Raw genomic sequence first — 26,824 nt, forward strand, 5'->3', positions numbered from 1 at the left:
ACGGGATGACGTGCTGGGGCAGGCCCCCGTACTGCCCCCGGGTACCGAGCCCCCATACCGCCCCCCTGTGCCGCGCACCTTGTCGGCGGTGCGGGCGTGGTGCGGGCGGGCCCTCAGCGTGAGGTGTCGAAGACCTCGTCCCGTGTCGTGGCGAGCGCGGCCTCCAGCGCGCCGCGCAGTACCGGGTGGTCGCGTACCTCGCCGACGACCAACGTGGGCCGGGCGGCGGCCAGTTCCTCCAGTTCGGCCCGGACCAGCGCGCGCAGCACCTCGCCGCCCGCCGTGAGGGCGCCGCCGCTGAGCACGACGAGTTCGGGGTCCAGGACCGACACCAGCGAGGCCAGACCGGTGGCGAGCCGGGTCGCGTACGTCTCCAGCAGCGCCCGGTACGGCCCCGAGGCGTGGTCCGCCGCGCGGGCCAGCAGTGCGGCGGCGACCTCGGGGTGCGGGCCCTGCGGCACGTCGGGCACGCCGAGTTCACGGGCCAGCGCGGGCACCGCCTGCGAACCGGCCAGCTCCTGGTAGCCGCCGCTGTTCGCCCGGGTCACCTGGCGCACCAGCGGCGCGCCCGGCACGGGCAGGAAACCGACCTCGCCCGCGCCGCCGGTCCAGCCCCGGTGCAGCCGTCCGCCCAGGACCAGGGCGGCGCCCATGCCCTCCTCGTTCCAGAGCAGGACGAAGTCCTGGTGGCCGCGCGCCGCGCCGAGCCGCTGTTCGGCCACCGCGACGAGGTTCACGTCGTTCTCGTACTCCACCGGCATCGGCAGCGCGGCGGCCAGCTCCTCCAGCAGTGCGGGGGAGTGCCAGCCGGGCAGGTGGGAGGCGTACCGGAGGCGTCCGGTACCGGGGTCGAAGGCGCCGGGGGTGGCGATCACCAGCCGCCGCACCTCGGCCCGCGTCAGCCCGGCCGCCTTCACCGCGCCGTCCAGCGCGTCAGTGACCAGGCGTACGACGGGCTGCGCCGGGCGGCGTCCGGGGGTGGGCAGCTCGTACTCGCCGATCGTGCGGCCGGTGATGTCGGCGACGGCGGCCCGGATGCGCTGCGGGGTGACGTCCAGTCCGGCGGCGTACGCGGCGCGCGGGTTCACCGCGTAGAGCTGCGCGCTCGGTCCCGGGCGGCCCTCGCTGGTGCCGGTGACCAGGACCAGTCCGGCCGCCTCCAGTCGGGCCAGCAACTGGGACGCGGTCGGCTTGGACAGCCCGGTCAGCTTGCCGATCCGGGTACGGGACAGCGGGCCGTGCGCCAGCAGGAGATCCAGTGCGGCACGGTCGTTCATGGCGCGCAGGACGCGCGGGGTGCCCGGCGTTCCGGCGGTTCCTGCCATGCGGGTGGCACCTGCCTCTCCGGTCGGCCGGTCGCGGCTGCCGCCGCTTCTGGCCGGAGATCACTGTTAAGAAACTTTCCTATTACTGCGGTGGGAGGAAGGTATGCCTGGAGTGGAGAGGGCGTCAATAGGGGGGTCGGGGCCGCGGGAATGGGGGCGCTGTTCCTGGAGGCACGGGGTCTCGGGTGGGCGGGAGTGGTTCGGCTGCCCCGCCGTGGGGGTGCCGCTGCGCCCACCCGTGCCGCCCTGCGGCACGCCTGCCCGCAGCGGCGGGGGCGGGCCGCCCTCGGCTTCGCCTGCCCGCAGCGCGGGGGGCCCTACTTCGGGGTGCCCGGGGTGCCCGGGGTGCCTGGGGTGCGGGGGGTGGGGTGGGGGACCGGTTGGGCCGCCGCGTGCTGGGGGGAGTCCGCGTCCGCGAAGGCGGAGGGGGCGGCGACCTGTGCGGTCCGGTCCGGGAGGCCCGCGACGTCCTCGACGGCCGTGGCGCCGCCCACGATGCGGATGCTGGCCGCGTCGAAGGCCCGCTTGATCCGCCAGCGCAGCTCGCGCTCGACGGTGACCGACTTGCCGGGCATGGTCTTCGCGGTGACCCGGACGACCATCGAGTCGATGAACACGCTGTCCAGACCCAGTACCTCCACCGGGCCCCAGAGCAGCTCGTTCCAGGGCTCCTCCTTGCTCAGCTTCTCCGCGACCTCGTCCAGCGTGGCCTTGACCCGGTCCAGGTCCTCGTCCGCCCGTACGGTCACGTCCACCCCGGCGGTGGCCCAGCCCTGGGAGAGGTTGCCGATCCGCTTCACCTCGCCGTTGCGGACGTACCAGATCTCGCCGTCCGCGCCGCGCAGCTTGGTCACGCGCAGTCCGACCTCGACCACCTCGCCCACGGCCACACCCGCGTCGATGGTGTCCCCGACGCCGTACTGGTCCTCCAGGATCATGAACACGCCGGAGAGGAAGTCGGTGACCAGGTTCCGGGCGCCGAAACCGATGGCGACGCCCGCGACACCGGCGGACGCCAGCAGCGGGGCCAGGTTGATCCGGAACGTCGAGAGCACCATCAGCGCGGCCGTGCCGAGGATGAGGAAGCTCGCCACCGAGCGCAGTACCGAGCCGATGGCCGCCGCCCGCTGCCGACGCCGCTCCGCGTTGGCCAGCAGCCCGCCGAACGCGGTGCCCTCCACGGCCTGCGCGGTGCGCGTCATCCGGTCGATCAGCTTGGTGATCGCCCGCCGCACCACCGCGCGCAGCGCCACCGCGACCACGATGACCAGCAGGATCTGGAGGCCCATCGCCAGCCAGGTGGACCAGTTCTGCTCCACCCAGCTCGCCGCGTTCGTCGCGCTCTCCTGCGCGTCCTGGAGCGTCGGCACGGCGTCCGACCCGGAGGGCGACGGGGACGGCGACGGCGTCGCACCGGCCGCGAGCAGGACGAGGGGCAGGGACACGGCACGGACCTCCGGATACGGCGCGGTCCGCACCGGTGGGGCGGGAGCCATCACGGAAAGGTCACCGGGCGGACAGGAGAACCACACTAACGGGGCCATGTGTGTCCTCCGCACCGATTCCCCCGGACGAGGCGGTTCCGGGCCGCCCACCGGCCGGTTCCGACAGGTCGCGGGCCCGGCGCCGTGCCCGGTGTGGTCGAAAACACCCCGTTCCCGTTACCGGCACATGGTGGCGCTTCCACCAGGCATGGGGCGAGACTTGCTTGCAGATCGTCCCGGCGCGAGCCACGCGCCGCCGACGCCCAAGGAGGCCCCCGTGCCGCATGTCCTGGTTCTCAACGCGTCGTACGAGCCGCTCGGCGTCGTACCGCTCCGCCGCGCGCTCGTCCTCGTCCTGGAGAACAAAGCCGTCTCCCTCGAGGAATCCGGCGCCTATCTGCACAGCGCGACCGTCACAGTCCCCGCACCCAGCGTGGTCCGGCTCAAGCGTTTCGTCCGGGTCCCCTACCGGGGTCCCGTCCCGCTCACCCGCCGGGCGCTGTTCGCCCGGGACGGCGGGCGGTGCATGTACTGCGGTGCCATCGCCACCAGCGTCGATCATGTCGTCCCGCGCAGCCGCGGCGGCCTGCACGCCTGGGACAACGTCGTCGCCTCGTGCCGCCGCTGCAACCATGTGAAGGCCGACCGCCACCTCGTCGAACTGGGCTGGCGGCTCCGTCACAAGCCCGCCCCGCCGTCCGGACTGGCCTGGCGCATCATCGGCACGGGCCACCGCGACCCGCGCTGGCTGCCGTACTTGCAACCCTTCGGCGCGGACGACGCACTGGCCCGGATCGACGGCATATCGGCCTGAGATCCGGGCCTTCGTACACCCCGTGACGGGCGGTGGGTCACGGGGTGCGCGAGCGTGTGCGCCCGCCGAACCGCGGCACGTGAGCGCGCGCCCGCCGACCTGCGGCGCCGCTCAGTCCGGGAGCGTTCCCGCCCGCGCCCCGTGGCGGGCGTACAGCGCGGCGCCCACCGCGAACACGGTCAGCGCCACCGCCCACGTCGCGCTTCCCGCCTGCGCCTGCACCGGCCAGGTGGCGAGCCGCGCCCAGTGTCCGCGCGCACCCGAGGTGCTCAGGACGGCCGCGAAGACGTACCCGGTCGCGGGCAGCCAGCTCAGCCGCGCCCCCAGCAGCACGGCCGACGCCGCGACGAGCCCCGTACAGCCCAGCAGGTTCCGTACGACCGCCGGGGCGCCGAACGTCTCCGGGTGCCCGAGCACGGCGAGCGGCAGCAGCAGCGCGGCGAGGGCGGTCGGCGCCAGCAGATGTGCCAGCCGGCGCGGCCACCAGGGCCGTACCGCCGTCGCGTCCAGCTCCGCCGACGGCGAGTGCAGCCCGGTGCCGATCACGGCGGCGGCCAGCAGCGGGGCGAGCGCCACCACGCGGACCCGGCGGTCGGGGTCCAGGTACGCGTCCAGCAGCCCGGCGGCCCACACCGCCGCGAGGGCCGTGCCGCACAGCGCGGCGAGGGTCAGGAGTACGGCGCGGGAGCGGGCGTGGAGCCGGGGGCCGCTCAGGGGGCCCGGCAGGAGGCTGTGCGCGGTCATGGGAGAGGGACCTCCGGGTCGGAGCAGGCACCGGACCTGGCGGCGATGAAGTAGCCGGAGAGCCAGGTCCGGCGGGCCTCGGGGGAGAGGGCGGCGAAGCGGGCGCGAACGGCGAGGGTGCGGCGGAGCGCGGCGCGGTCGGCCTTCGTGCCCCGGGCGTCCAGCCGGTCGAAGTCGGCCTCAACCGGGCTGGGCGCGAGGTAGTGCTCGACCAACTCGTCCGTCGTCCGGGTGCCCCGTTTCTCGCAGCGGTCGCCCCCCTCCAGCATGGCGACGGCCTCCCAGGCGTACTGCCGTGGATGCGTCAGCCGTCCCCGTACGAAGGACCAGCCGCGCGGCGTCAGTATCGGCAACTGTGCCTCGTCGCGGTCTGTGCTCCCCGGCAGGTCCTCCCAGCGCGCGGGCAGTCCCCGTACGCCCTCCAGCTTCTCGGTGACCGGCGCGAGGGCGGCTCTGACCTGGGGGAGGACGCCCGCGTACCGGGCGTTCACGCAGACCGCCGGGGTGGTGGAGGTGTCGCAGACCTGGCGCAGCGCGAGCGGGTCGGTACGGTACGGGACCTCGGTGGAGGTGGTCAGCGCCAGCGCGGCGGCGGCGGCGACCGCGAGCGGCAGCAGGGCGGTGATCCGGCGCCGGGCCGCGTACGCCAGGACGGCCGCGGCCGTCAGCCCGCCGGTCCAGCCGATGACGGCCAGGGGCTGCCACCAGACGGGGAGCAGGTCATCGCCCACGGGGCGCGCGGGAGTCAGACGTGACGGTCCGCCCGCGTCCACGAGGATCGTGCTGAGCCACGCGAACAGAGCGACCGCCAGCACGGGCCCGGTGAGCCGCCACGGCACCACCCGCCCGACCACGTGCCCCACCAGCGCGACACCGGCCGTCGTCACCACGTCACCCGGCAGCAGACCGAGGTGCGGGGTGTCGCCCTGCGTGTACGGCCAGGTCGCCAGCATGGCCGACACGGTCGCCGCCAGGAACCCGAGAGCCGTCCAGACGGCCACCGGCAGCGCGGAGACCAGCAGCCGGGCGAGTGGCGCGCGTGCCGCCGTGGCCCACAGCTCCCCGGTACGGCGCCGCCGCTCCCGGCCGCCCTGCCAGCACCCGGCGGCCACGGTCAACGGCAGCACGATCAATTGGGTGGTGTGCAGTTCGGAAGCGGTTTCCGCCCAACCTCCCTGCCAACGCGCAGAGTTGAGCGCCATCGAGGCGATGACGGCCGAGGCTGTGGTGACACCGGCCCAGGGGGCGAAGCCGCGCAGGGCTTCGGAGCGGAGAGGGTGGGGGGCGCGTCTCCGCCGCGCGGTGCTGTGTGGCGGGGTACCGGGTGCCTCCGGAGCGCCGACGGTGCTGGTACTGGTCGGGTGGCTCATCGCAGGGCCCCCTCGCGGACGGTGGCGCGGTGGGCGCGCAGCGCGGCGGTGTAGCCCCGCTCGATCGGGTGGTCGCCGGGACCGTCCGAGGCGGCGCCGAGCGCGGTGAGGGAGGCCGGGGTGCCCCGGTGGGCGACGCGGCCCTCGTCCAGCAGGGTGACCTCGGTGCAGGCGGCGGCCACGTCCTCCACGAGGTGGGTGGAGACGACGACCGTGGCCGTGGTGCCGAGTTCGCGCAGCAGCTCCCGGAACTCCACCCGCTGCTCCGGGTCGAGCCCGGCGGTCGGCTCGTCCAGCAGCAGCACGCCCGGCTCGTTGACGAGGGCCTGCGCGATGCCGACCCGGCGGACCATCCCGCCGGACAGCGTCCTCACCTTCGCGTCGATCCGGTCCGCGAGCCCGACCCGGACGACCGCACGCTCCACCGCCGCCGGTACGGCGTCGGCGGGCACCTCCTTCAGCCACGCCACGTACGCCACGAACTCGCGCACGGTGAAACCGGGGTAGTACCCGAACTCCTGTGGCAGATAGCCCAGTCGGCGCCGTATCTCGGTCCGGCCCCGGTGGTCGCCGACATCGTGACCGAGGATCTCGACCCGGCCCCCGTCCGGCTCCGCGACGGTGGCGAGCACCCGGATCAGCGATGTCTTCCCGGCCCCGTTGGGACCGAGCAGACCGTGCACCCCGGTACCGAGATCGAGGTCCAGCGAGTCGAGCACGAGGGTTCTCCGGTGCTTCACACGGAGGGCGGTGGTGCGGATGGGCATGGGGGCTCCCGGGAGAGGGGCGGTCGGTCGAGGGGTGTGTGGGCGCGGGTGGCCGGGCCGGTCGCGGGGCGCGGTCGCGGTGTCCGCGTCGGCGGCTCCTGTCCGCCTCACCGGCGGAGCGGCCGGTCGTACGCGGTGCGCCGGAGCGTCAGCACCACGGCGCTCAGCGCGGCGGCCGTGGCCCACGCGCCCTGGGTGCCGGGGCCGTCCAGACAGCGGGCGAGCTGCTCGGCCAGCCGTGTCGCGGGGCCGTTCTCGCCGGAGGTGAGCGGTACCGGGGCGGTGACGGCCAGCAGCCAGCCGCCGCCCGTGACCGCGCCCGCCGTGCGGCATCCGGTGAAGGACGCGAGGGCCAGCGTGGCGAGGCTCAGCGCCAGCGCGGGCAGCAGCCAGGCCGCCGCGGCGGGGGCGCCCGAGGCGGGGAGCAGCAGTCCGGTGCCGGTGAGCAGGGGGATGCTCACCGCGAGTACCGCGACCGTACGGACCAGGGCGAGCCGCAGTCCGCCGGACGGCGTGGACGCCGTGATCTCGTGGAGCGGGTCGGCGTGCGCCCCGTACGACAGGGCCACCCCCGCCACGGGAACCACCGGTGCCACGGCCAGCAGCAGCGCCCGCGCACCGGGGACCCCGCCGCCGTACCAGAGGCCCGCCGCCCCCACGGCCGCCGACAGGACACCGAGCAGCCACGCGCCGCGCACGGCGGGCCCCACGGCCCACAGCAGGCGGGCGAGGCGGGAAAGGGGCGGCGCGGGCGTGGCTGTCGCCCGGGGCGCCGCGTACGGCACGGGCGCCGCCGCTGTGCCCGCCGCGCGCCCGGTCACCTCCGCCAGTACGGCGGCCCGTACGTCCGCCAGCCGGGGTGCCGTACCCGAGGCCCGTACCGCCTCCGACACGGACGCCGCGCAGGCGCCGCAGCTCTCCAGGTGCCGTTCCAGGGGCCAGGCGTCCGACTCCGGGAGGGAACCGTCGGCGTACGCGGCGACCTGGGCGGCGAGGGCGTGCCCCAGGGTGTCGTGGTTCATGCGGTGCCTCCCAGCGGGGACGGGACGAGCCGGTCGGGAAGCGGACCGCTCCGGCGGTGGTACGGGGGACGGGGGTGCGCGGAAGCGGGGGGCGCCGAGCGGGTGTCGGCGGGGGTGTCACGTACGCCCCCGGGCGGCGCCGTGCGGGGATCGTCGGGGGAAGTCCGTCCCGCGCCCCCGCCGGGTTCCGTGCTGCCGCCGGGCTCCGCGTCCCCGGTGGACTCCGTGCCCGGCGCGCCGGGCCGTCCGCCGGGATCGTCGCCCCGCTCCCTCACCCCCTCCAGCGCGCTGCGCAGCTCCGTGCGGGCGCGTCGGGCGCGGGACTTGACCGTGCCCTCCGGGACGCCCAGCAGGACGGCCGCCTCACGTGTGGTGAGCCCGTCGAGGACGGTGGCCCGCAGGACGTCGCGCAGGTCGGGGGCGAGGCGGTCCAGGGCGGTGCCGACATCGCCGTACTCCAGCCCGGTCAGGACCCGGTCCTCGGCGGAGGGGTCGGGAGCGTGGCCGGTGTCCGGCTCCAGCGGGGCGCCCGCCGTGCGCGCGGCGCGCTCCTGGGCGCGCCGGGCGTCCACCAGACGGCGGGCGGCGACGGTCCAGAGCCAGCCCCCGGCCTCCTGGCCCCGGTGCCCGGCGGCCGACCGCCACACCGTGACGAACGTGTCCTGGAGCACCTCCCGCACCAGCTCCGGGTCGGCGCACCGGCGCGTGAGCCGGGCGTGCAGCCACCCGGCGTGCCGGTCGTACACCGCGGACAGGGCGGCCGGGTCTCCGGCCGCGACGGCACGCAGCAGGGCCGCGTCCCCCACCTCGTCGGTCTCGCGCAGGCCCCCCACGGGGCGGAACAGTCTCACACCCCCTCTATCGCTCACCCGAACGGCTGTGGATCACGGACACGGGAAGCGGGCGGTCTGAGGGCGGGGCGCCCTTGCGCCCGCCGGGCGGGTGTGCGGGCGCCGTCCTCTGCCGGGGGTACGCGGCCCGCCAGGCGTACGCGGCCTGCCAGGGGTACGCGGCTCCCCGGCACCCTCCGCCGTCCGGGGGAGCCCGGCCTCACGTGCGTGCCGGGTGAGTGCGCTCCGGCTCTCGGGGTAGGGCTGCCCTGTCCGAACGAAAGCGCGGCGCGCCCGGTGTGCCGCCCGCAGCAGGAGGAGGACCCCGTGACCGTCACCAGTGCGATCCCGGCCCAGTGGAAACCCGAGGCGGACCTGTTCGCCGAGAGCCCCGCCGAGCAGATCTGCGTGTTCACGGCGGAGGCCGCCTGTGCCGAGGCCCCGCTGACCAGTGAACCCCCGCTCCCGGACGCCGAGCCCCTGACCAGCGAGCCCCCGCTCGCCGAGACCGCGCCGCTCACCAGCGAGTCCGACCCGGTCCCCGACTTCTTCGGCGCGGAGCTGTAGGTGACCGCGGGGCGCGAGGACGCGCACGTGGACCCCGAGGACGCGCACTCCGGCACGGCCCGGCGGCCGGAGGACACCCACACCGACACCCGTACCGGCGCCGACGCGAGTGCCCAGGACGCGCGCGGCGCCCTGCCCGCGTCCCCCGGCCCGGACGGCGTCGGCCCCCGCGCGGCGGGCGCCCGTCCCGTACCGTCGGACACGCCCCCCGTCCCGGCCGCCGGGGCGGCACCCCCGCCCCCGGAGGCCACCTCCCACGCCGGGGCCCTCTCCCGCCTCGCCGCCCTGCACGGCGTGGCCACCGCCTACAGCCCCGCCCCCGGCCAGACCGTCCAGGTCCCGGAGGCCGCCGTGGTGGCGGCGCTCGCCGCACTGGACGTACCGGCGGGCACCCCGGACGCCGCACGCGCCTCCCTCGCCGCCCGCGAGGCCGAACTCGCCGCCCGCCTGCTGCCGCCCACCCTGGTCCGCTGGGCCGGGTCACCGCCCGCCCCCGGCGACCCCCTCGCCGCGCTCCCGCCCGGCACGCGCGTCCGGGTGGAGACCGAGCAGGGGGACGTCCGGGACGGCGCCGACGACCTGCCCACCGGCATGCACCGGGTGCGGGCCACCGCCCCCGACGGACGGACCGCCGACGCCCACCTCGTCGTCGCCCCCGACCGGCTCCCCGCGCTCACCGGCCGCTCCGCCGGACTCCTCGTACAGCTCTACTCGCTCCTGTCGGCCCGCTCCTGGGGCATGGGCGACCTCGGGGACCTCACCGACCTCGCGGACTGGGCCGGGCGTACGACGGGTGCCGGATTCGTGCAGGTCAACCCGTTGCACGCGGCCGTGCCCGGCGCGCCCACCGACCCGTCGCCGTACCGCCCCTCCTCCCGCCGCTTCCCCGACCCCGTCCACCTGCGGGTGGAGGACATCCCCGAGTACGCGGCGGCCGAGGAGGCCGTACGCCCCCTGCTGGAGCGGGCCGCGCTGCTGCGGGCCGGGGTGCTGGACGAGGGCGCGCTCATCGACCGGGACGCCGTGTGGGAGCTGAAGCGGGCCGCGCTGGAACACGTGCTGGCCGTACCGCTGGGCCCTGACCGCCGGACGGCCTACGAGGCGTACCGCGCCGGGGAGGGGCAGGCGCTCCAGGACCACGCCACGTGGTGCGCGCTGGCGGAGCGGCACGGCTCCGACTGGCGGCGCTGGCCCGCCGGGCTGCGCGACCCGCGTTCCGGTGAGACCGCGCGGGCGCGGGAGGAACTGGCCGGGCGGGTGGAGTTCCACGCGCGGCTGGCCTGGCTGACCGAGGACCAGTTGCGTGCCGCGCAGCGTGCCGCGCGGGCCGCCGGGATGCCGGTCGGGATCGTGCACGACCTCGCGGTCGGCGTGCACCCGGAGGGCGCCGACGCGTGGGCCCAGCAGGACCACTTCGCCGCCGGGATGTCGGTGGGCGCCCCGCCGGACGCGTTCAACGCGCGCGGCCAGGACTGGGGCCTGCCGCCCTGGCGCCCCGACCGGCTCGCCGCCTCCGGCCACGCCCCGTACCGGCAGCTCCTGCGCGCCCTGTTCCGCTACACGGGCGCCCTCCGCATCGACCACGTCATGGGCCTGTTCCGCCTGTGGTGGGTCCCGGCGGGCCGCCCGCCGACCGAGGGCACGTACGTCCGCTACGACGCGGAGGCCATGCTGGCGCTGCTCGCGCTGGAGGCGTCCCGCGCCGGGGCGGTCGTCATCGGGGAGGACCTCGGCACGGTCGAGCCCGGGGTGCGGGAGATGCTGGAGCGGCGCGGGGTGCTCGGCACCTCCGTGCTGTGGTTCGAGCGGGACTGGACCGGCGACGGCCGCCCGCTGGCCCCGGAACGCTGGCGTGCCGACTGCCTCGCCACCGCCACCACCCACGACCTGCCGCCCACCGCCGCCCGCCTCACCGGCGAGCACGTGGAACTCCGCGACCGGCTCGGCCTGCTGACCCGCCCGGCGACGGAGGAACGCGCCGAGGCGAACGCCGACACGGCGGAGTGGCTGGCCCTGCTCGGCAGCCTCGGTCTGCTCGACACCCCGGCCGCCGGGCCGCCCGGCAGCGACGAGGAGGCCGAGATCAAGGGCGTCTACCGCTACCTCCTGCGCACCCCGGCCCGCCTCATCGGCGTCTGGCTCCCCGACGGTGTCGGCGACCGCCGCCCGCAGAACCTCCCCGGCACCTGGGACCAGTACCCCAACTGGCGCCTCCCCGTCGCGGACGGCTCCGGGCGGCCGGTGAGCCTGGAGGAGCTGAAGGGGTCGGCGCGGCTGCGCGGGTTGCTGGAGGCGCTGCGGGAGCGGGTGGGGGTGCGCGGCGGGGGGTGAGGGGGCGCGGTCGGGGGGCGTGCGGTGCGGGGTGCCCGGGACCTGGCTCGGGCCCGCTGGACTCGGCTTGGGGCACCCCGGACGCGCGCCGTCCGAATGCGTTGGCTAACTTGGAGATCGTGGACAAGAAGAACGCACTGCGCGCCGGCGCCCTGGCGGCCGGTACGACGCTGATGATGCTGCTCATGTCGTCCCCCGCGCTCGCGCTGACCCGCGACGACGGCGACGACCCGGGACCGGGCCTGAGCGCCATCCAGACGGTCGGCCTGTACGTGCTGATCCCGCTCGCCCTGTTCGCGGTCATCGCGGGCCTGGTGATGGCGCTCGACAAGTCCAGGATTCGGGTCACCAAGCCGGGTTCGGGCAAGCCGAAGAAGGCCTGAGCCGAGCCGCCGGACGTTCGCGCCGAGGGCGCCGGTCCACCGCAGTGCGTGCGGTGGACCGGCGCCCTCCGCGCGTCCGGAGAGGGCGGCGCGGAGGAACGGGTGCCCGTGATGCCGGACTTGTGACGAAACGCGAGAACCGGGTACGCGGGCGCACATGAACGCTTCCAAGACTGCGACCAAGACCGCCGCCGTGACCGCTGCCGGAACCGCCGCCGGGACCGCTGTCCGGGCGGCGGAACGCATACCGGCCCGTGTGGGCCTTGCCCTGGCCCGTACCGTCGCGCGCGGCGGGGCGGCGGGCGCCGCCGGGACGGTCGCCCTGGACGCGGTGAGCTACGCGGACATGGCGCTGCGCGGCCGGGGTGCGAGCGGGGCGCCCGGCGCGGTGGTGGACCGGCTCGCGCGCGACACGGGCCATCCGGTACCCGGCACCGACGAGGTCCGCGCCAACCGCCTCTCCGCCCTCGGCGCCCTCTCCGGCATGGCCGTCGGCTGCGGGGTCGGCGTCACCGTCTCCCTGCTGCGCCGCGCGGGCGTCCGCATGCCCTGGTGGCTGGGCACCCTCACCACCGGCGCCCTGGCGATGGCGGCGGCGGACGTGCCCCTCGCCAAGCTGGGGGTGAGCGACCCGAGCACCTGGTCAGCGGCCGACTGGGCCTCGGACATCGCCCCCCACCTGATGTACGGCCTGGTCACCTACGCGGTGGTGGTGGCGGGCGAGGACTGAGAGGGGTGCCGGGGGCGGGTCCGGGGCAGGAGGTGCGGGCGGCGCGGGCGGTGCGGGCGGGCAAGCCCCGACCGCCCCTCAGTTCCCCCCCACCCCCCGCCCCTCAGTTCCCGCCCACCCCCGCCAGCAGTCGCCGCAACAGCCCGCCGAGCTGGGCGAGTTCCGCCGCGTCGAACCCCGCCAACGCCTCGCCCTGCACTTGGAGCCCCGCCACCAGTGCCTGGTCCGCGATGTCCAACCCCCGCTCGGTGAGGCTGACTTCGAGAGCCCGGCGATCATGCGGATCGGGGGACCGCCGTACGAGCCCGGCGTGCTCCAGTTTGTCCAGGCGGCCGGTCATGCCGCCCGTGGTGACCATCAGCGCGTCGGAGAGCCGCCGGGGCGAGAGGGTGTACGGCTCACCGGCCCGGCGCAGCGCGGCCAGCACGTCGAACTCGCCGCGCGAGACGCCGAACGGCAGATACGCGCGCTCCAGCAGCTCCTCCACCCCCCGGCACACCCGCATCACCCGCCCGAACACCTCCACGGGCCCCGCGTCCACCCCCGGCACCACCCGCCCCCACTCCGCCACTTCACCATCGACCACATCCCGAGCCGCATCCATACGGAACGCATTCCCCGGCCGGGAGGGGTGCCAACGGTGGGGGAGTGGTCGTCACTCGGGCGTGAACGCGTACTGCACTTCGTAGAGGTGCCCGGCCTTCACCATCACGGTGGCCTCGATGGGCCGCTCCTGGTCGCTGTGGACCACCCGGAGGGTGCGGAGTACGGGCAGGTCGGTGGGGAGGGCCAGTGCCTGGTACTGCTCCTGCGTGGGGACGCGAGCGGAGACCCGGTCCACGCTCAGCCTCGGCGGGAAGCCCAGCTCGGCCAGCAGGGCCGGGGTCCCGCCCCGGATCTTGCGGTGCTCGGTGAGGGCGGTGCCCCGCGCGAGGGCCATCGGGTAGTACGACCGGACCAGTTCCACGGGCTCGTCGTCCACAGACAGGATCTGGTGGCGCAGTACGGCGGTCTCACCGGCCGGGAGGCCCAGTACCTCGGCGACATCGGCGGGCGGTACGACCTCGCGCACGTCCACGAGTGTGCTGTGGGCCCGCGTACCCCACAGGGTCGCCTCGGTCAGCCAGCGGTACGGCTCTCCCGGCGCGGCGGGCGCCATGAACGCGGCCGGTCGCACGGTCCGTTGCCGGTGCTCCCGCACGGTCACCGCGGCCCCGGCCCGCCCGACGACCAGCCCCTCGTCCTTCAGGAGTCGCAACGCCTTCTGGATCGTGGCGTTGGACGCGTCGAACCGCTCCTTGAGCCGGGCGGTGGACGGCAGGCTGCTGCCGGGCGCCAGGTCACCGCTCATGATGCCGTCCCGCAGATCGGCGGCGATCCGCTCGTGCAGGGACCGCCGGTCCGGTGAACGGGGTTCCGGCGTACGGGAGTCGGGTGCGGGCACGGTCATCCGATCCGCATCTCGTACCGCAGCCCCTGCCGCCCGGTCGGCATCAGCATCACGTCCACCTGGAACGGGCGGTCCTCCGCGTCCGAGGTCGTGCGGACGAGGCGCAGGGCCGGTTCGCCCGCCGAGGTACGCAGCGCCTCGCGCTCGGCGGGCTCGGGGGCGCACGCGGTCACGTCCTCCACCACCCGCGCGGCCACGTACCCCAGCTCCGCCAGCAGCGTCACCGCGCCGCCCCGGATCTTGCCGGTCTCGGCCAGCCGGGTGCCGCGTGCCACGGTGAGGGGATAGTAGGTGTCGGTCAACTCCACCGGCACACCGTCGAGTTCGATGATCCGGCGCCGTACGACGACCGTGTCCCCGGCCGGGACCCCGAGCCGTACGGCCACCTCCTCGGGTGCGGGCACCTCACCCGCGTACACGATCCGCTGCCCGCCCTTCCCGCCCCGCGCGGCAGCCTCCTCGGCCCACGCGTCCCCCTGCCCCCGCTCACGCGCGGTCAGGTACGGCATGGACGTGCTGATCCACCCGCTGTCACCCACAGGCTTCCTCCTCTACCGGGCCGACCCACCCTGCCGCTGTACACCGTAGGCGACGGGGTGGAGGCCAGTTTCATCGACCACCTCTCTGCTTTTCGTGAAAGGCGATATGGTCGTCCCGTTCTGGTGTCCCGGCACAAGGCGGTGTTGACCGTGCCCCTGTTATGGCAACGACAATTCCCCCGCGCGCGCAGGTCGGTTGGAGCCGCGCGCATGCTCGCCCTCGAAACCCTCACGGCGTGGGGTTACCACGACCGTCAGGACGATGTCCGGCTCTGCGTCTCCGAGTTGGCCACGAACGCCGTGGTGCACGGGGTGCCACCCGGCCGGGAGTTCTGTCTGTCGCTGGTCGGCGACGGAGCCTTGGTCAGAGTCGAGGTGCGGGACAGCGGAGGCGGCCAGGTGCGGCCGTCGGACGCGGGGCCCGAGGCGTGCGGGGGTAGGGGGCTTCGGCTGGTCATGGCGCTTGCCGACGACTTCGGGGTCACCGTGCACCAGCCGGGCAAGACGGTCTGGACGGTGTTCAAGACAGCGCGCTCCGCCACGCCCCCGGCCCTCTGACGGAACGTTCGGCGCATAAGACGGGGGGCGCCCCGCCGAAGCCGGGCGCCCCCCTCTCAGCACAGCTCCGCTAGGACGCCGCCGCGTCCACCCCCTGGGCCCGCAGCGCGCGTTCCACGCCGGAGCGGGACTCCGAGACGAGGCGGCGGAGGGACGCGTTGGGGGAGGCTTCGGAGAGCCAGGTGTCGGTGCGGGTGAGGGTGTCCTCGGAGACCTGGACGGCGGGGTAGAGGCCGACGGCGATCTGCTGGGCCATCTCGTGGGAGCGGGAGTCCCAGACGGACTTGAGGACCTCGAAGTACTTCTCGGTGTACGGGGCGAGCAGCTCGCGCTGGTCGGTCTGGACGAAGCCGCCGATCACCGCCTCCTGGACCGCGTTGGGCAGCGTGTCGGACTCGACGACCGACGCCCACGCCTCGGCCTTCGCCTCCGCCGTGGGGCGGGCGGCGCGGGCGGAGGCCGCGTGCCGCTCACCGGCGGCGGTGCGGTCGCGCTCGTACTCGGCGGCGATCTCCGCCTCGTCGAAGCGGCCGACGGCGGCGAGCCGCTGGACGAAGGCCCAGCGCAGCTCGGTGTCCACGGCCAGGCCCTCGACGGTCTGGGAGCCGTCGAGCAGCGCGTCCAGCAGGTCGAGCTGCTCCGGCGTGCGGGCGGTCTCCGCGAAGGCACGGGCCCAGGCCAGCTGGTGGTCCCCGGCGGGTTCCGCCGCCCGGAGGTGGGCCAGCGTCGCGTCGGTCCAGCGGGTCAGCAGCGCCTCGCGGGCGGCCGGGGCGGCATACAGGTCGATGGCCAGCTTCACCTGCCGGTGCAGGGACTGCACGACGCCGATGTCGGACTCCTTGCCGATGCCGGACAGCACCAGCGCGAGGTAATCACGGGTGGGCAGCTCGCCGTCGCGGGTCATGTCCCACGCGGACGCCCAGCACAGCGCGCGCGGCAGCGACGCGGCGAAGTCGCCCAGGTGCTCGGTGACGGTGCGCAGCGACACCTCGTCCAGCCGGACCTTCGCGTACGACAGGTCGTCGTCGTTGAGCAGGACGACCGCCGGACGGGCCTTGCCCACCAGCTGCGGGACCTCGGTCAGCTCGCCGTCCACGTCCAGCTCGACCCGGTCGCCGCGCACCAGCTTGCCGTCCGCGTCGAGGTCGTACAGGCCGACGGCGATGCGGTGCGGGCGCAGCGTCGGCTCGCCCTTGGCACCGGCGGGCAGCGCGGGGGCCTCCTGGCGGACCGAGAAGGCGGTGATGACACCGGAGCCGTCGGTCTCCACGACCGGCCGCAGGATGTTGATCCCGGCCGTCTCCAGCCACATCTTCGACCACGTCTTCAGATCGCGCCCGGAGGTCTCCTCCAGCGCGCCCAGCAGATCGGAGAGCCGGGTGTTGCCGAACGCGTGCCGCTTGAAGTACGCCTGCACACCCCGGAAGAACTCGTCCTCACCGACGTACGCCACGAGCTGCTTCAGCACCGAGGCGCCCTTGGCGTACGTGATGCCGTCGAAGTTGACGAGCACGTCGTCCAGGTCGCTGATGTCCGCCATGATCGGGTGGGTGGAGGGCAGCTGGTCCTGCCGGTAGGCCCACGTCTTCATGGAGTTGGCGAACGTGGTCCAGGAGTGCGGCCACTTGGAGCCGGGCGCGTCGGCCTGGCAGGCGGCCTCGGCGTAGGTGGCGAACGACTCGTTCAGCCAGAGGTCGTTCCACCACTCCATCGTGACGAGGTCGCCGAACCACATGTGCGCCAGCTCGTGCAGGATCGTCGCCGCCCGCACCTCGTACGCCGCGTCGGTCACCTTGGACCGGAAGACGTACTGGTCGCGGATGGTCACCGCGCCTGCGTTCTCCATCGCGCCCGCGTTGAACTCCGGGACGAACAGCTGGTCGTACTTCTCGAACGGGTACGCGTAGTCGAACTTCTCCTGGAACCAGTCGAAGCCCTGCCGGGTCACGGCGAAGATCGCGTCCGAGTCCAGGAACTCCGCCAGCGAGGGACGGCAGTAGATGGCGAGCGGCACGCTCTGCCCGTCCTTCTCGTACACACTGTGCACCGAGTGGTACGGGCCGACGATCAGCGCGGTGATGTACGAGGAGATGCGCGGCGTCGGCGCGAACGTCCAGACGTTGTCCTTGGGCTCCGGGGTGGGGGAGTTGGACACCACCGTCCAGCCGTCGGGGGCCGTCACGGTGAACTGGAACGTCGCCTTCAGGTCGGGCTGCTCGAAGGACGCGAACACCCGGCGCGCGTCCGGCACCTCGAACTGGGTGTACAGATAAGCCTGTTCGTCCACCGGGTCCACGAAGCGGTGCAGACCCTCACCGGTGTTGGTGTAGGCGCAGTCCGCGACGACCCGCAGGATGTTCCGGCCCGCGGGCAGGCCCGCCAGCGCGATCCGGGAGTCCGCGAACACACCGGCCGCGTCCAGCGCGTCCCCGTTGAGCGTGACCTCGTGCACGGCGGGCGCGACGAGGTCGATGAACGAGTCGCCGCCGTCCTCCGCCACGTCGAAGCGCACCGTCGTCACGGAACGGTACGTCCCGCCCTCCTGCGCGCCGGAGAGGTCGAGTTCGATCTCGTACGAGTCAACGGTGAGCAGCTTCGCCCGCTGCTGCGCCTCTTCACGGGTCAGGTTTGTGCCAGGCACGCGGTCATCTCCTCGTTATGGGTGGGTTGCGCCATCCTTCCACGCCACCCGCCACGAAGGCGACGGACATTCCCCCCGGCACCCGCGCCGGTGGGGCGGCCGACTCCCGGCGACCGCCCCACCCCGTACAACGCCCCGTGCAGCAGCCTTACAACATCTGTACAACAGCTCGTACGGCACCCGGGAAGGGCTTACCGCTTCGCCGACAGCTCCGCCGCCACCAGCTCCGCGATCTGCACGGCGTTCAGCGCCGCGCCCTTGCGCAGGTTGTCGTTGGACAGGAACAGGGACAGCCCGTGCTCCACCGTCTCGTCGGCGCGGATACGGCCCACGAACGACGGGTCCTGCCCGGCCGCCTGGAGCGGGGTCGGGATGTCGGAGAGGGCCACACCGGGGGCACCGGCCAGCAGCTCGGTGGCGCGCTCGGGGCTGATCGGGCGGGCGAACCGGGCGTTGACCTGGAGGGAGTGCCCGGTGAAGACGGGGACGCGGACACAGGTGCCGGAGACCTTCAGGTCCGGGATCTCCAGGATCTTGCGGGACTCGTTGCGCAGCTTCTGCTCCTCGTCGGTCTCGTGGGAGCCGTCGTCCACGACGGAACCGGCGAGCGGGAGCACGTTGAAGGCGATCGGGCGCTTGTACACGTGCGGCGCGGGGAAGTCGGCCGCCGTGCCGTCGTGGGTCAGCCGGTCCGCGTCGGCGGCCGTCTTCCGCACCTGGTCGTGCAGTTCGGCGACGCCCGCGAGGCCCGAGCCGGAGACGGCCTGGTAGGTGGCGACGACCAGCGCTTCGAGACCGGCCTCCTCGTGCAGCGGCTTCAGGACCGGCATCGCGGCCATCGTGGTGCAGTTCGGGTTGGCGATGATCCCCTTGGGGCGGTCCGCGACGGCGTGCGGGTTCACCTCGGACACCACCAGCGGCACCTCGGGGTGGCGGCGCCAGGCGGAGGAGTTGTCGATCACCACGGCGCCCTGCCCGGCGACCTTCTCCGCGAGCGCCTTCGAGGTCGCGCCGCCCGCCGAGAACAGCACGATGTCCAGGTCCGAGTAGTCCGCGGTGGACGCGTCCTCCACGGTCACCCCGTCCAGCACCGAACCGGCCGAGCGCGCGGAGGCGAACAGGCGCAGCCCGGTCACCGGGAACTCCCGCTCGGCGAGAATCCTGCGCATGACCGTGCCGACCTGACCGGTGGCTCCGACGATTCCGACCCTCACGGCGACTCCCTGTGCGTCTCGCGCCCCGCGTCCGGTGCGACCGGGGCTTTTTCCATCATGCGGCCCGTCCCGGCCCACGTGTCCAATCGATTGCGGCCCGGTCCCGGGGAACGGACGCGCCCCGGCCCGCGGGCGGTTCGCGCACCTGTTCCCGCACCGCCCGGCGACGACAGGAATTCCGCCCTCCGCCCCCGTCCGCCGCAATCCGTACTGCCCGGCCCCTGCCCACCCCGTCGCAGGTCACACGGCGGTGTGACGCAGACCTCGTACGGCACCGGGGGCGCGGCCGGGCGTACGGCGGCGGGGCGGGCGCCCTCCCGGACACCCGCCCCGCCGCCGTCGATACGGACCTGCTACTGCGTGACCGTCCCGATCCGCACGCTGCCCGTGCCCGCGACCGTGCCGCGGGTGTTGACCAGCTGGACGCGGCCGAAGAACTCGCGCCCGGCCGGGGCGGCGGAGACCGCGGTGACCTGGCCGCTCACCGTGGCGGTGGCGCCGGTGGCCAGGGTGACCGCCGCGCCGTCCACGGAGACGGTGCCGAGGGACGTGGAGAAGAACACGTCACGGTAGTCGTAGTCCGTGCTGCCGGACGGCACCGAGTACCCGGCGACCTTGACGGTGTACGTGCCGGGGGCGGGGGAGGGGATGGAGACGGCCTCCTCCGAGTCGCCGTCGGCGGACTGCGCGACCTGCCTGCCGGAGGAGTCGTACACGGTCAGGTCCAGGTCGGCGGCCGTGTCCGAGACCTTGCCGATGGCCACGTCCAGGGACGTGGTCCCGGCCGGGACCTCGACGGTGGTGGTCCGCGTCTCGCCCTCCTTGATCGCGGGGCGGTCCGACTTCGAGGAGCCGAGCGCGCCGCCGACGAGACGGCCGTCGAGCGGGGCCAGCCTGTTGGTGACCTTCCAGGACGCGGTGGCCGGGACGCCCGCCTTCGCCTCGGGGACGGTCACCGTCTCCGGGTCGAAGACGGCGCCGAGCACCGAGACGTCCAGCCTGTAGGGGTTGTCGAGCAGCGGCGAGGTGCGGCGCGCCTCGACCTCCACCTCCCAGACACCGGGCTGCGGGTCGGCGTAGGACCGCACGTCCGGCTTGCAACCGTTGCCGTCCTGGTAGTTGGCGTAGCAGTTCGGCGTGCTGGTGGGGTCCACCGGCGTGCCGTACGGGTGGATGGAGATGAACCGGGTCTGGCTCTTGTCCTTGAGTCCGCCGATGGCGACCTGGAGGGACTTGGCACCGGCGGGGACGGTCAGGAAGTACGACGTGGTGCTGTTGCGCTGCACCGAGCCGGACGCCGACCACACCGGGGCGACCGGGGGAGCGACCACGACGGTGGTCATGATCTGCTTGTCGGTGCCGGTCGTGCGCGGGTCGTCCACCTCCAGGATCGCGCTCTTGAGCCCGGCCGAACCGGGCGCCGCCTGCACCTTCACCGTGACCGGCTGGTTCAGCGGCAGCCGCACGACGTCGTCGCCGATGATCCGGAAGGTGCGCTCGGCGTTGTTGGCGAACCACAGCTCGTGCCACACCGGGCGGTCGGGGCCGGTGGTGCGGGTGACCGTGATGTCGTACGTCCGGCGCTGCCCGGCCTTCAGGCCGCCCTCGCGGTCGTAGAGGCCGGTGCCGAAGCCCGGCGTCTTCAGCGCGCCGTCGATGGCGGTGTCCACCGGCGCCTTCACCGTGTACTCGTGCGCGGAGGCACCGGCGCGGATCGCCCGCCAGGCGTCCACGATGTTGATCCGGCCCGCGCCCTCCTCGTACGCCTGCGCGCCGGGGATGTGGTCGGCGGTGGAGGTCAGCGCGGTGCGCAGATCGGCCGGGGTGAGGGCGATGCCCCGCTGTCCGGCCGCGCTCAGCAGCAGCGCGGAGGCACCGGCGGCCTGCGGGGAGGCCATCGAGGTGCCCTGGAGCATGGAGTAACCGGCGGGCAGCGTGTACCCGGCCTCGGCCACCGGGGAGCCCGGCAGCCAGGTCTGGGTGGTGTTGATGGCCGCGCCGGGCGCCACCAGGGTCGGTGTGAAGCCGCCGTCCTCACGCGGGCCGCGCGAGGAGAACGGCATCAGCGCGTACTTCTTCTCCACCTGCGAGCCGTAGTTCGCGGCCCAGGTCTCGCGGGAGATGCCCGCGCCGACCGAGATCACCTTGTCCGCCAGGCCGGGGTCACCGATGGTGTTGGCGCCGGGGCCGGAGTTGCCCGCCGAGATGACGAGCTGCACGCCGTAGGTGTCGATGAGCCGGGTGTACAGCTCGGCGCGCGCGTTGTTGCCGTCGTTCAGCGCGGGCAGCCCGCCGATGGACATGTTGACGATGTCCACGCCCCGGTTGGTGACCAGGTCGATCATGCCCTCGGTGAGCGCGATGTTGGTGCAGCCGCCGGACCAGGTGCAGGCGCGCGAGGAGACGATCTTCGCGCCGGGCGCGGCGCCGTTCATCCTGCCGCCGAACAGCCCGTTGGCCGCGGTGATCCCGGCGACGTGCGTGCCGTGCTCGGACTGGATCACGCCGATGTTGACGAAGTCCGCCTTCTTGCCGACCCAGGTCCCGCCGAACGGGTCCATCGGCACGTCCTTGCGGATCTGCACGACGAACGGCACCCGCTCGACCACGTCCGTCTTCGGGTCGTCGGTGCCGAAGTACCCGATCTGGTAGCCGTCCTTGTACGGCTTCATCGGGGTGTCGTCGGAGAAGTCGTTGTTGTTGTTCAGGTCCACCCGCACGGTGCCCGCCGCCGGGTCGTACAGCACGCCCCAGGAGTCGGTGGTGTCGCCGTCCCGGTTCAGGTCGCCCGCCTCGTCGCCGCCGACGGTCGCGGACTCCTTGAACGTGCTGATCTGGTACGAGCCCGCCGGGGCCGTCCAGTTCTGGCCGCCGAAGGAGAACGCCGGTCCGGAGACCGGGGTGACCATCGGGCGCCAGGTGTTGTCGCCGTCCAGGATCGGGTCGGTCGCGGTGACCCAGTCCACGATCTTGCGCTCACCGGTGGTGGTCCGCTGGAGCGCCGGGTGGCCGAGGTCCACGCCGGAGTCGAGGACGCCGATGGTCACGCCCCGGCCGTCCGCCTTCGGGTTGGCGCGCACGAAGTCCACGGCGCCGGTCTCGAACGAGGGGTTGTACGGGTTCTCCGCCGGGGTGTTCCGGCCGGGGCCGGAGTAGGTGCGCGACGGGGTGCCGTGTCCGCCGTGCTTCCCCTGGGAGGCGGAGGCGTCCGGCGTCGGGTCGTCGAGGGCGATCTCCTGGCGCAGGTCGATGCCGTGCACCGAGGACAGCTTCGCGGCGGCGGCGATGGCCGCGTCCGCCTTCCCCGTCGGCACGGTGGCCCGGACGTAGCCGAGGCTGTCGTAGGTGCGGCCCACCGAGGCACCCTCGACGGCGTTCAGGTCGGAGGCGACCTGGTCCGTCCGGCCGGGGGCGGTGGCGATCATCATCGTGACGTTCTTCGCGCCGTCCGCCTTGGCCTCGGCCAGCAGGGCGGCGTCGTCCGAACCCAGCTTGTCGTGGGCGGACTTGACGGCGGGGCCGGCGGTGCCGGTGGCGGGCGGCGCGTCCGCCGCCAGGGCCAGCGGGGCGGGACCGGTGGCGGTGAGGGCCGCCACGACGCCGACGGCCGCCGCGAGGCGGGCCAGGCGTCTCGGACCGGGTATCGGTTCGCGCTCGGAGCTGTGGGTCATCGACATCCCTTGGAGTGAGTGCCGTGCCGGACGGCGGCACGGCTTCGCCCAAGGGTCCGAATTTTGGGGGCCGTTGACCAGAAGAAAATGAAGGTGTGGGGAAAACCCCCGGTGTGCTTTGGCAGTAAAGAGCAGTAAAGGTCCGTTATTTGGGCCGATTTCCCGCCCGAGCGGACACAGGGAGGACACAGGAACGACACGGGCGCGACAGCGGGCGGACACCGGAAGGGGCGGCGGAATACGCGTGCCGGGCGCGGACGGCGCGCGTTAGCGTCCGTCCATGAAGGAGAAGTTGAGGGTGGCGGCCTACGCCGTGTGCGTCCGCGCGGACCAGATCCTGCTCGCCCGTTCCCCCGGCCCGGACGGCGTCCCGGAGTGGGTGCTGCCCGGCGGCGGCATGGAACACGGCGAGGACCCCTACGACACCGTCCGCCGCGAGGTCTTCGAGGAGACCGGTTACCAGGTCGCCGTCACCGGGCTGCTCGGCGTGCACACCTCCCGGCGCGTCATCCGCCACGGCCCGCTGGGCACCCCCACCGATCACCAGGGCCTGAGCCTCCTCTACGCCGTCGAGGTCACCGGCGGCGACCTCACCCCGGAGATCGGTGGCTCCACGGACTTCGCCGCCTGGCAGGACCTCTCCGCGCTGGCCGGGCTGAACGTCGTACGGGTGGTGGAGGCGGGCCTGCGGCTGTGGCGGGAACGGCCGGTGACCGGACATCTCTGACACGCCGGTGCCGTGCCGGGCGCCGCGAGCCGGTGAACCCTCCCGGTCGCGGCACCGGCGGCGGAGAGGGTACGCGCATTGTGCCGCCCCGGTGGGCACGAACTGCCTTCCCTACCCGTGCGGATGAACACCGGGTGACCGGCGACCGGCACCCCGCGTTCCACTCCATGACCGCGTTCCGTGTGCCGAGATCCACGTACGGTGATCGGTGTCGCGCGTTGCCACCGTGTTCACGCGCGGGTCACCCCCGGTGCCAACGATCCACGGTGAGCGGGGCGTTCGCGTCCCGCGCCCCCCGCCGCGACCGCACCCCTGGGAGACCGAGCCATGCCGCGCCCCCGCCCTGCCGACAGCTCCGCTCCGGTCCACCGCCGCTCCGTGCTCGCCGCCGCCGGAGCCGTCACACTCTCCGCCGGACTCGGCTACGCGCTCCGCCCCACCGACAGCGAGGCCGCCGTCAACACCGTCGCCGAGGCGGAGGCCCTCAACACGTCCTCGCCGAGCGCCGGTTCACCGGTGCTCCGGCCGACCGGCGGGCCCGCCCGGCCGCCCGTGCCGTACACCCGGGGCACCACACTCGCCTCCGTCGCCGCTCCCGCCGGGTCCGGTTCCGGGTTCCGGCGGCTGGCCGCCGGGCCCGGCTGGAAGCGGGTGGTGCGCACCGACCTCGCCGCCGCCAAGTCCGGCCGCGCCGAACGCCGTACGACGCTCGCCGCGTTCGTCCAGCTCACCGATCTGCACCTGACGGACGTGCAGCACCCGCTGCGCCCGGAGTTCCTGCGCGCCGCCGACCCGCACGGCTGGCGTCCGCACGAGGCGCTGACCGTGCCCGGCGCGATCTCGCTGATCGAGCGGGTCAACGCGCTGCGCGGCGGCCCCGCCACCGGCGCCCCGCTGCGCTTCGTGATGACCACCGGTGACAACACCGACAACAACGCGCGGTGCGAGCTGGAATGGTTCATGAAGGTGATGAGCGGCGGCAGGTTCGCCCCCAACACCGGTGACGCCACGCACTACGAGGGCGTGCAGAACAGCGGTGTGAACATGTACTGGCAGCCCGACTCCACCGTCCGCGACGCCGAGAAGGCGCTCGGCTTCCCGTACCTCAAGGGCTATCTGGGCGCCGCCGTCCGCGAGGTGCGCAGCCCCGGACTGACGCTGCCGTGGTACTCCACCGCCGGAAACCACGACACGCTGCCGCTCGGCTGCTTCGACACCCGGGGCGACCAGTACCTGGTGGAGGCAGCCGTCGGCGGACGCAAGCTGATGGACGTCAGCGCCGCCGACGCCCAGAAGCTCCAGAACCTCATCAACAAGGCCTCCGGCGACCCCAGGGGCGTCGGCTACCGGGACCTCCTCAAGAAGTACAGCCGCTCCCAGCGCGCGGTCACCCCGGACGAGAGCCGGGCCCCGTACACCCAGGCCGACTACCTGAGGATCCACCTGGACCCCGCTTACCAGGGCGCCGGACCCGCCGGGCACGGCTACACCGCCGCCAACCTGGACGCGGGCACCCGGTACTACGCGTTCCGCGTCTCCGGCGACGTGGTCGGCATCAGCCTGGACACCACCGACGCGGGCGGCCACTTCAAGGGCTCCGTCGGCACCGCCCAGCTCTCCTGGCTGGAGCGCACCCTGAAGGCGCACCGGGACGACCACGTGATCGTCTTCAGCCACCACACCAGCAAGACCATGACCAACCAGGTCCGCGACCCCGCCCGGCCGGACGAGAAGCGGCACGACGGCGACGAACTCGTGCGCGTCCTCGCCGCCCACCCCCAGGTGCTGGCCTGGGTCAACGGCCACACCCACCGGAACATCATCACCGCGCACCGCACCTCCGCCGGGGGCTCCTTCTGGGAGGTGTGCACCGCCTCGCACATCGACCATCCCCAGCTCGCCCGGATCGTGGAGCTGGTGGACAACCACGACGGCACGCTGTCGCTGTTCACCACCCTGGTGGAGTCCGCCGCCCCGGCCCGCACGGACTTCGCCGATCTCTCCCAGACCGGCCTCGCCGCCCTCTACCGCGAGCTGTCCTACAACGCCCCCGGCGTGGACCGCTCCTACGCGGGCACCCCGGCCGACCGGAACACCGAGCTGGTCCTGCGGAAGCGCTGATTCCGGTCGGTACCGGGCCGGGGGCGAACTCGTGGTCCAACGTTTCATTCGCGTCGTACGCCGTTAACGCGGACGCAATGTCCGTACCGCCTCATATCGGCTAACCCGCTGTTCACGGGGATGGCTCGATTCATGTGCAAGGCGGGTGGTCGTGTGCGGACGAGGCACGGACTGCGTGTGCTGTCGGTCTACGAGGGTTTCTTCTCCGGAGGAGCCAGGATCGTGCACACCGACGTCGTCAGGGGACTGGCCGAGGGCGGCCAGTCCCATCAGGTGCTCAGCATCCACGGGGAGGTCCACCGCGAGGCCACCCGGCAGCGGATGGAGGACGACCACTGCTACCGGGCGCTGACCGCCTCCGGTGTCCCGGTCACCTCCCTCGGCCGGACCGCCGGACTGGTGGACGGCACGGTCGCGGCGTCGGTCTTCAGCGGCCCCGAGCTGGCGGAGACCGCGCGGTCGATGGCGGCGGCCGATGTGATCCTCTCCCTCAAGGAGCAGCCGCTCGCGCTGCTCAACAACCCCGGCCTGCCCCGCCGCCCGGTCGTGGCCTGCCTGCACCGCTCCGACCCGGAGAACCAGGGCCCCGCGCTGGACGAGCTGAAGGCCGCTGTCGCCGACGGCAAGGTCGCCGCGCTGGTCTGCTGCGCCGAGTCCACCCGCGCCGCCTACGAGGCGGCCGGGGTCCCCGGCCCGCTGCTGCACGTCATCCCCAACGGGGTGGACCTGCTCCGGTTCCGGCCCGACCCGGCCGCGCGCGCCGCGTTCCGCGCCGGGCTCGGTATCCCCGCCGGGGCGCCGGTGGTCGTGCTGGCCGCGCGGTACGCCCCGATGAAGAACGTCCCGCTGTTCCTGCGCGCCGCCCGGGCCTGGCTGGCCCGCGAGGGCGGCGGGCACGTGGTGATGTGCGGGGCGGGCATGAGCGGCGCCAACCCGGCGCTGCGCGCCGACGTGGACGCGGTCTTCGCCGACGCCCCCGAGCTGACCGGCCGGGTCCACGCGCTGGGCGTACGGCACGACATGGAGGCCGTCTACGCCGGGTCCGACGTGGTCGCGCTCACCTCCGTCTCCGGGGAGGCGGCGCCGCTCTGCCTCATCGAGGGCATGATGTGCGGCGCCGTCCCGGTCGCCACCGACGTCGGCGACAGCGCCTCCATCGTCGCGGGCCACGGCTTCGTCACCCCGCCCGACCCCGGCGCGGTCGCCCTCGCCTGGACCGCCGCGCTCGCCGGGCGCGCCGGATTCGCCCCGGCCCTCGCCCGCAGCCGCGAACGGTTCAGCCGCGAGCGCATGATCGCCGCCTACGCCGACCTCCTCGACCGCGTGCACGCCGCCCACACGGGCGGCTGGGCCACGGAGAGCCCGGCCTACGGCGACCCGGCGTACTGAGCCCAGCGGGCCGCCCGGCCCCGGCGGGTACGAGGAGGGGCCACCGGACACGGCGTCCGGTGGCCCCTCCTCCCCCTCCCGCACCGCACGCCTCCCCCCTCCGGAGGCGTGCGGTCCGTGCGCCCGGCCCCCCGGCCGGGCGCACCG

Annotated in this window: 21 protein-coding genes and 1 pseudogene; 9 read left to right on the forward strand and 13 right to left on the reverse strand. The window is 74.2% G+C overall.

From position 1 onward, the window contains the following. Positions 1–113: 113 nt before the first annotated feature. Together KUM39_RS19355 and KUM39_RS19360 are read right to left on the reverse strand one after the other, a co-directional pair. A complete protein-coding gene (locus tag KUM39_RS19355; protein ID WP_217786977.1) occupies positions 114–1,325 on the reverse strand; it encodes an ROK family transcriptional regulator in 1,212 nt (403 codons plus the stop codon). 317 nt (positions 1,326–1,642) lie between these two features. Next, complete coding sequence (locus KUM39_RS19360; RefSeq protein WP_504740068.1) at positions 1,643–2,770, reverse strand: mechanosensitive ion channel family protein; 1,128 nt, start codon at positions 2,768–2,770, stop codon at positions 1,643–1,645. 316 nt (positions 2,771–3,086) lie between these two features. On the opposite strand from KUM39_RS19360, the gene KUM39_RS19365 reads away from it, so the two are divergent. Then, entirely contained in the window at positions 3,087–3,623 is a 537-nt protein-coding gene (locus KUM39_RS19365) for an HNH endonuclease (protein WP_217786979.1), read from the forward strand. Between the two features lie 111 nt (positions 3,624–3,734). Here the strand turns inward: KUM39_RS19365 and KUM39_RS19370 are convergent, their stop codons facing one another. The 5 genes and pseudogenes from KUM39_RS19370 to KUM39_RS19390 all read right to left on the reverse strand — a co-directional run. Further along, complete coding sequence (locus KUM39_RS19370; protein WP_246620407.1) at positions 3,735–4,367, reverse strand: hypothetical protein; 633 nt, start codon at positions 4,365–4,367, stop codon at positions 3,735–3,737. After that, positions 4,364–5,569 carry a hypothetical protein gene (locus KUM39_RS19375; protein ID WP_217786980.1) on the reverse strand — a complete coding sequence of 402 codons (1,206 nt, stop codon included), beginning with the start codon at positions 5,567–5,569 and terminating at the stop codon, positions 4,364–4,366. The genes KUM39_RS19370 and KUM39_RS19375 overlap by 4 nt, the downstream gene beginning before the upstream one ends. Before the next feature lie 164 nt (positions 5,570–5,733). Further along, positions 5,734–6,504, reverse strand: a complete 771-nt coding sequence (locus KUM39_RS19380) for an ABC transporter ATP-binding protein (RefSeq protein ID WP_217786981.1) — start codon at positions 6,502–6,504, stop codon at positions 5,734–5,736. Positions 6,505–6,611: 107 nt separating this feature from the next. Then, complete coding sequence (locus tag KUM39_RS19385) at positions 6,612–7,526, reverse strand: zf-HC2 domain-containing protein (protein WP_217786982.1); 915 nt, start codon at positions 7,524–7,526, stop codon at positions 6,612–6,614. A 281-nt stretch (positions 7,527–7,807) separates the two neighbouring features. Next, a pseudogene (locus KUM39_RS19390) lies at positions 7,808–8,377 on the reverse strand (RNA polymerase sigma factor); the annotation flags it as partial. A 306-nt stretch (positions 8,378–8,683) separates the two neighbouring features. Between KUM39_RS19390 and KUM39_RS19395 the strand changes: the two are divergent. The 4 genes from KUM39_RS19395 to KUM39_RS19410 all read left to right on the forward strand — a co-directional run bounded on the left by KUM39_RS19395 (position 8,684) and on the right by KUM39_RS19410 (position 12,367). Continuing rightward, positions 8,684–8,923 carry a hypothetical protein gene (locus tag KUM39_RS19395; protein ID WP_308288178.1) on the forward strand — a complete coding sequence of 80 codons (240 nt, stop codon included), beginning with the start codon at positions 8,684–8,686 and terminating at the stop codon, positions 8,921–8,923. Between the two features lie 285 nt (positions 8,924–9,208). Beyond that, positions 9,209–11,254: a 4-alpha-glucanotransferase gene (gene malQ / locus KUM39_RS19400; protein WP_217787035.1), complete on the forward strand. Its 2,046-nt coding sequence runs from the start codon at positions 9,209–9,211 to the stop codon at positions 11,252–11,254. 119 nt (positions 11,255–11,373) lie between these two features. After that, on the forward strand, positions 11,374–11,637 hold the full coding sequence (locus KUM39_RS19405; protein WP_217786983.1) for a hypothetical protein: 264 nt from the start codon (positions 11,374–11,376) through the stop codon (positions 11,635–11,637). A 346-nt stretch (positions 11,638–11,983) separates the two neighbouring features. Beyond that, positions 11,984–12,367 carry a hypothetical protein gene (locus KUM39_RS19410; RefSeq protein WP_372455787.1) on the forward strand — a complete coding sequence of 128 codons (384 nt, stop codon included), beginning with the start codon at positions 11,984–11,986 and terminating at the stop codon, positions 12,365–12,367. Between the two features lie 103 nt (positions 12,368–12,470). On the opposite strand, the gene KUM39_RS19415 is transcribed toward KUM39_RS19410, so the two are convergent. Genes KUM39_RS19415 through KUM39_RS19425 form a run of 3 tightly spaced genes read right to left on the reverse strand, consistent with a single transcriptional unit; the run spans position 12,471 to position 14,356 of the window. Further along, positions 12,471–12,971, reverse strand: a complete 501-nt coding sequence (locus KUM39_RS19415) for a MarR family winged helix-turn-helix transcriptional regulator (protein ID WP_217786984.1) — start codon at positions 12,969–12,971, stop codon at positions 12,471–12,473. Between the two features lie 51 nt (positions 12,972–13,022). Beyond that, positions 13,023–13,817, reverse strand: coding sequence for a GntR family transcriptional regulator (locus KUM39_RS19420; protein WP_217786985.1), 795 nt, complete (start codon positions 13,815–13,817; stop codon positions 13,023–13,025). Continuing rightward, entirely contained in the window at positions 13,814–14,356 is a 543-nt protein-coding gene (locus tag KUM39_RS19425; protein WP_217786986.1) for a GntR family transcriptional regulator, read from the reverse strand. The genes KUM39_RS19420 and KUM39_RS19425 overlap by 4 nt, the downstream gene beginning before the upstream one ends. Before the next feature lie 150 nt (positions 14,357–14,506). Between KUM39_RS19425 and KUM39_RS19430 the strand changes: the two genes are divergently transcribed. Continuing rightward, the gene (locus KUM39_RS19430; RefSeq protein WP_217787037.1) at positions 14,507–14,914 is read left to right on the forward strand and encodes an ATP-binding protein; all 408 of its coding nucleotides are present in this window, start codon (positions 14,507–14,509) and stop codon (positions 14,912–14,914) included. 70 nt (positions 14,915–14,984) lie between these two features. Here the strand turns inward: KUM39_RS19430 and pepN are convergent, their stop codons facing one another. The 3 genes from pepN to KUM39_RS19445 all read right to left on the reverse strand — a co-directional run bounded on the left by pepN (position 14,985) and on the right by KUM39_RS19445 (position 22,440). Further along, on the reverse strand, positions 14,985–17,555 hold the full coding sequence (gene pepN / locus KUM39_RS19435) for an aminopeptidase N (protein ID WP_217786988.1): 2,571 nt from the start codon (positions 17,553–17,555) through the stop codon (positions 14,985–14,987). 191 nt (positions 17,556–17,746) lie between these two features. Continuing rightward, a complete protein-coding gene (locus KUM39_RS19440; protein ID WP_217786989.1) occupies positions 17,747–18,769 on the reverse strand; it encodes an aspartate-semialdehyde dehydrogenase in 1,023 nt (340 codons plus the stop codon). 353 nt (positions 18,770–19,122) lie between these two features. Then, positions 19,123–22,440: a S8 family serine peptidase gene (locus KUM39_RS19445; RefSeq protein WP_217786991.1), complete on the reverse strand. Its 3,318-nt coding sequence runs from the start codon at positions 22,438–22,440 to the stop codon at positions 19,123–19,125. 280 nt (positions 22,441–22,720) lie between these two features. On the opposite strand from KUM39_RS19445, the gene KUM39_RS19450 reads away from it, so the two are divergent. The 3 genes from KUM39_RS19450 to KUM39_RS19460 all read left to right on the forward strand — a co-directional run bounded on the left by KUM39_RS19450 (position 22,721) and on the right by KUM39_RS19460 (position 26,677). Beyond that, the gene (locus KUM39_RS19450) at positions 22,721–23,167 is read left to right on the forward strand and encodes an NUDIX hydrolase (protein ID WP_217786993.1); all 447 of its coding nucleotides are present in this window, start codon (positions 22,721–22,723) and stop codon (positions 23,165–23,167) included. A gap of 327 nt (positions 23,168–23,494) precedes the next feature. Beyond that, positions 23,495–25,288, forward strand: coding sequence for a TIGR03767 family metallophosphoesterase (locus tag KUM39_RS19455; protein ID WP_217786994.1), 1,794 nt, complete (start codon positions 23,495–23,497; stop codon positions 25,286–25,288). A gap of 177 nt (positions 25,289–25,465) precedes the next feature. Next, the gene (locus KUM39_RS19460; protein WP_217787038.1) at positions 25,466–26,677 is read left to right on the forward strand and encodes a glycosyltransferase; all 1,212 of its coding nucleotides are present in this window, start codon (positions 25,466–25,468) and stop codon (positions 26,675–26,677) included. Positions 26,678–26,824 lie beyond the last annotated feature (147 nt).

This window comes from Streptomyces corallincola, from assembly GCF_019104725.1.
GTDB lineage: Bacteria > Actinomycetota > Actinomycetes > Streptomycetales > Streptomycetaceae > Streptomyces > Streptomyces corallincola.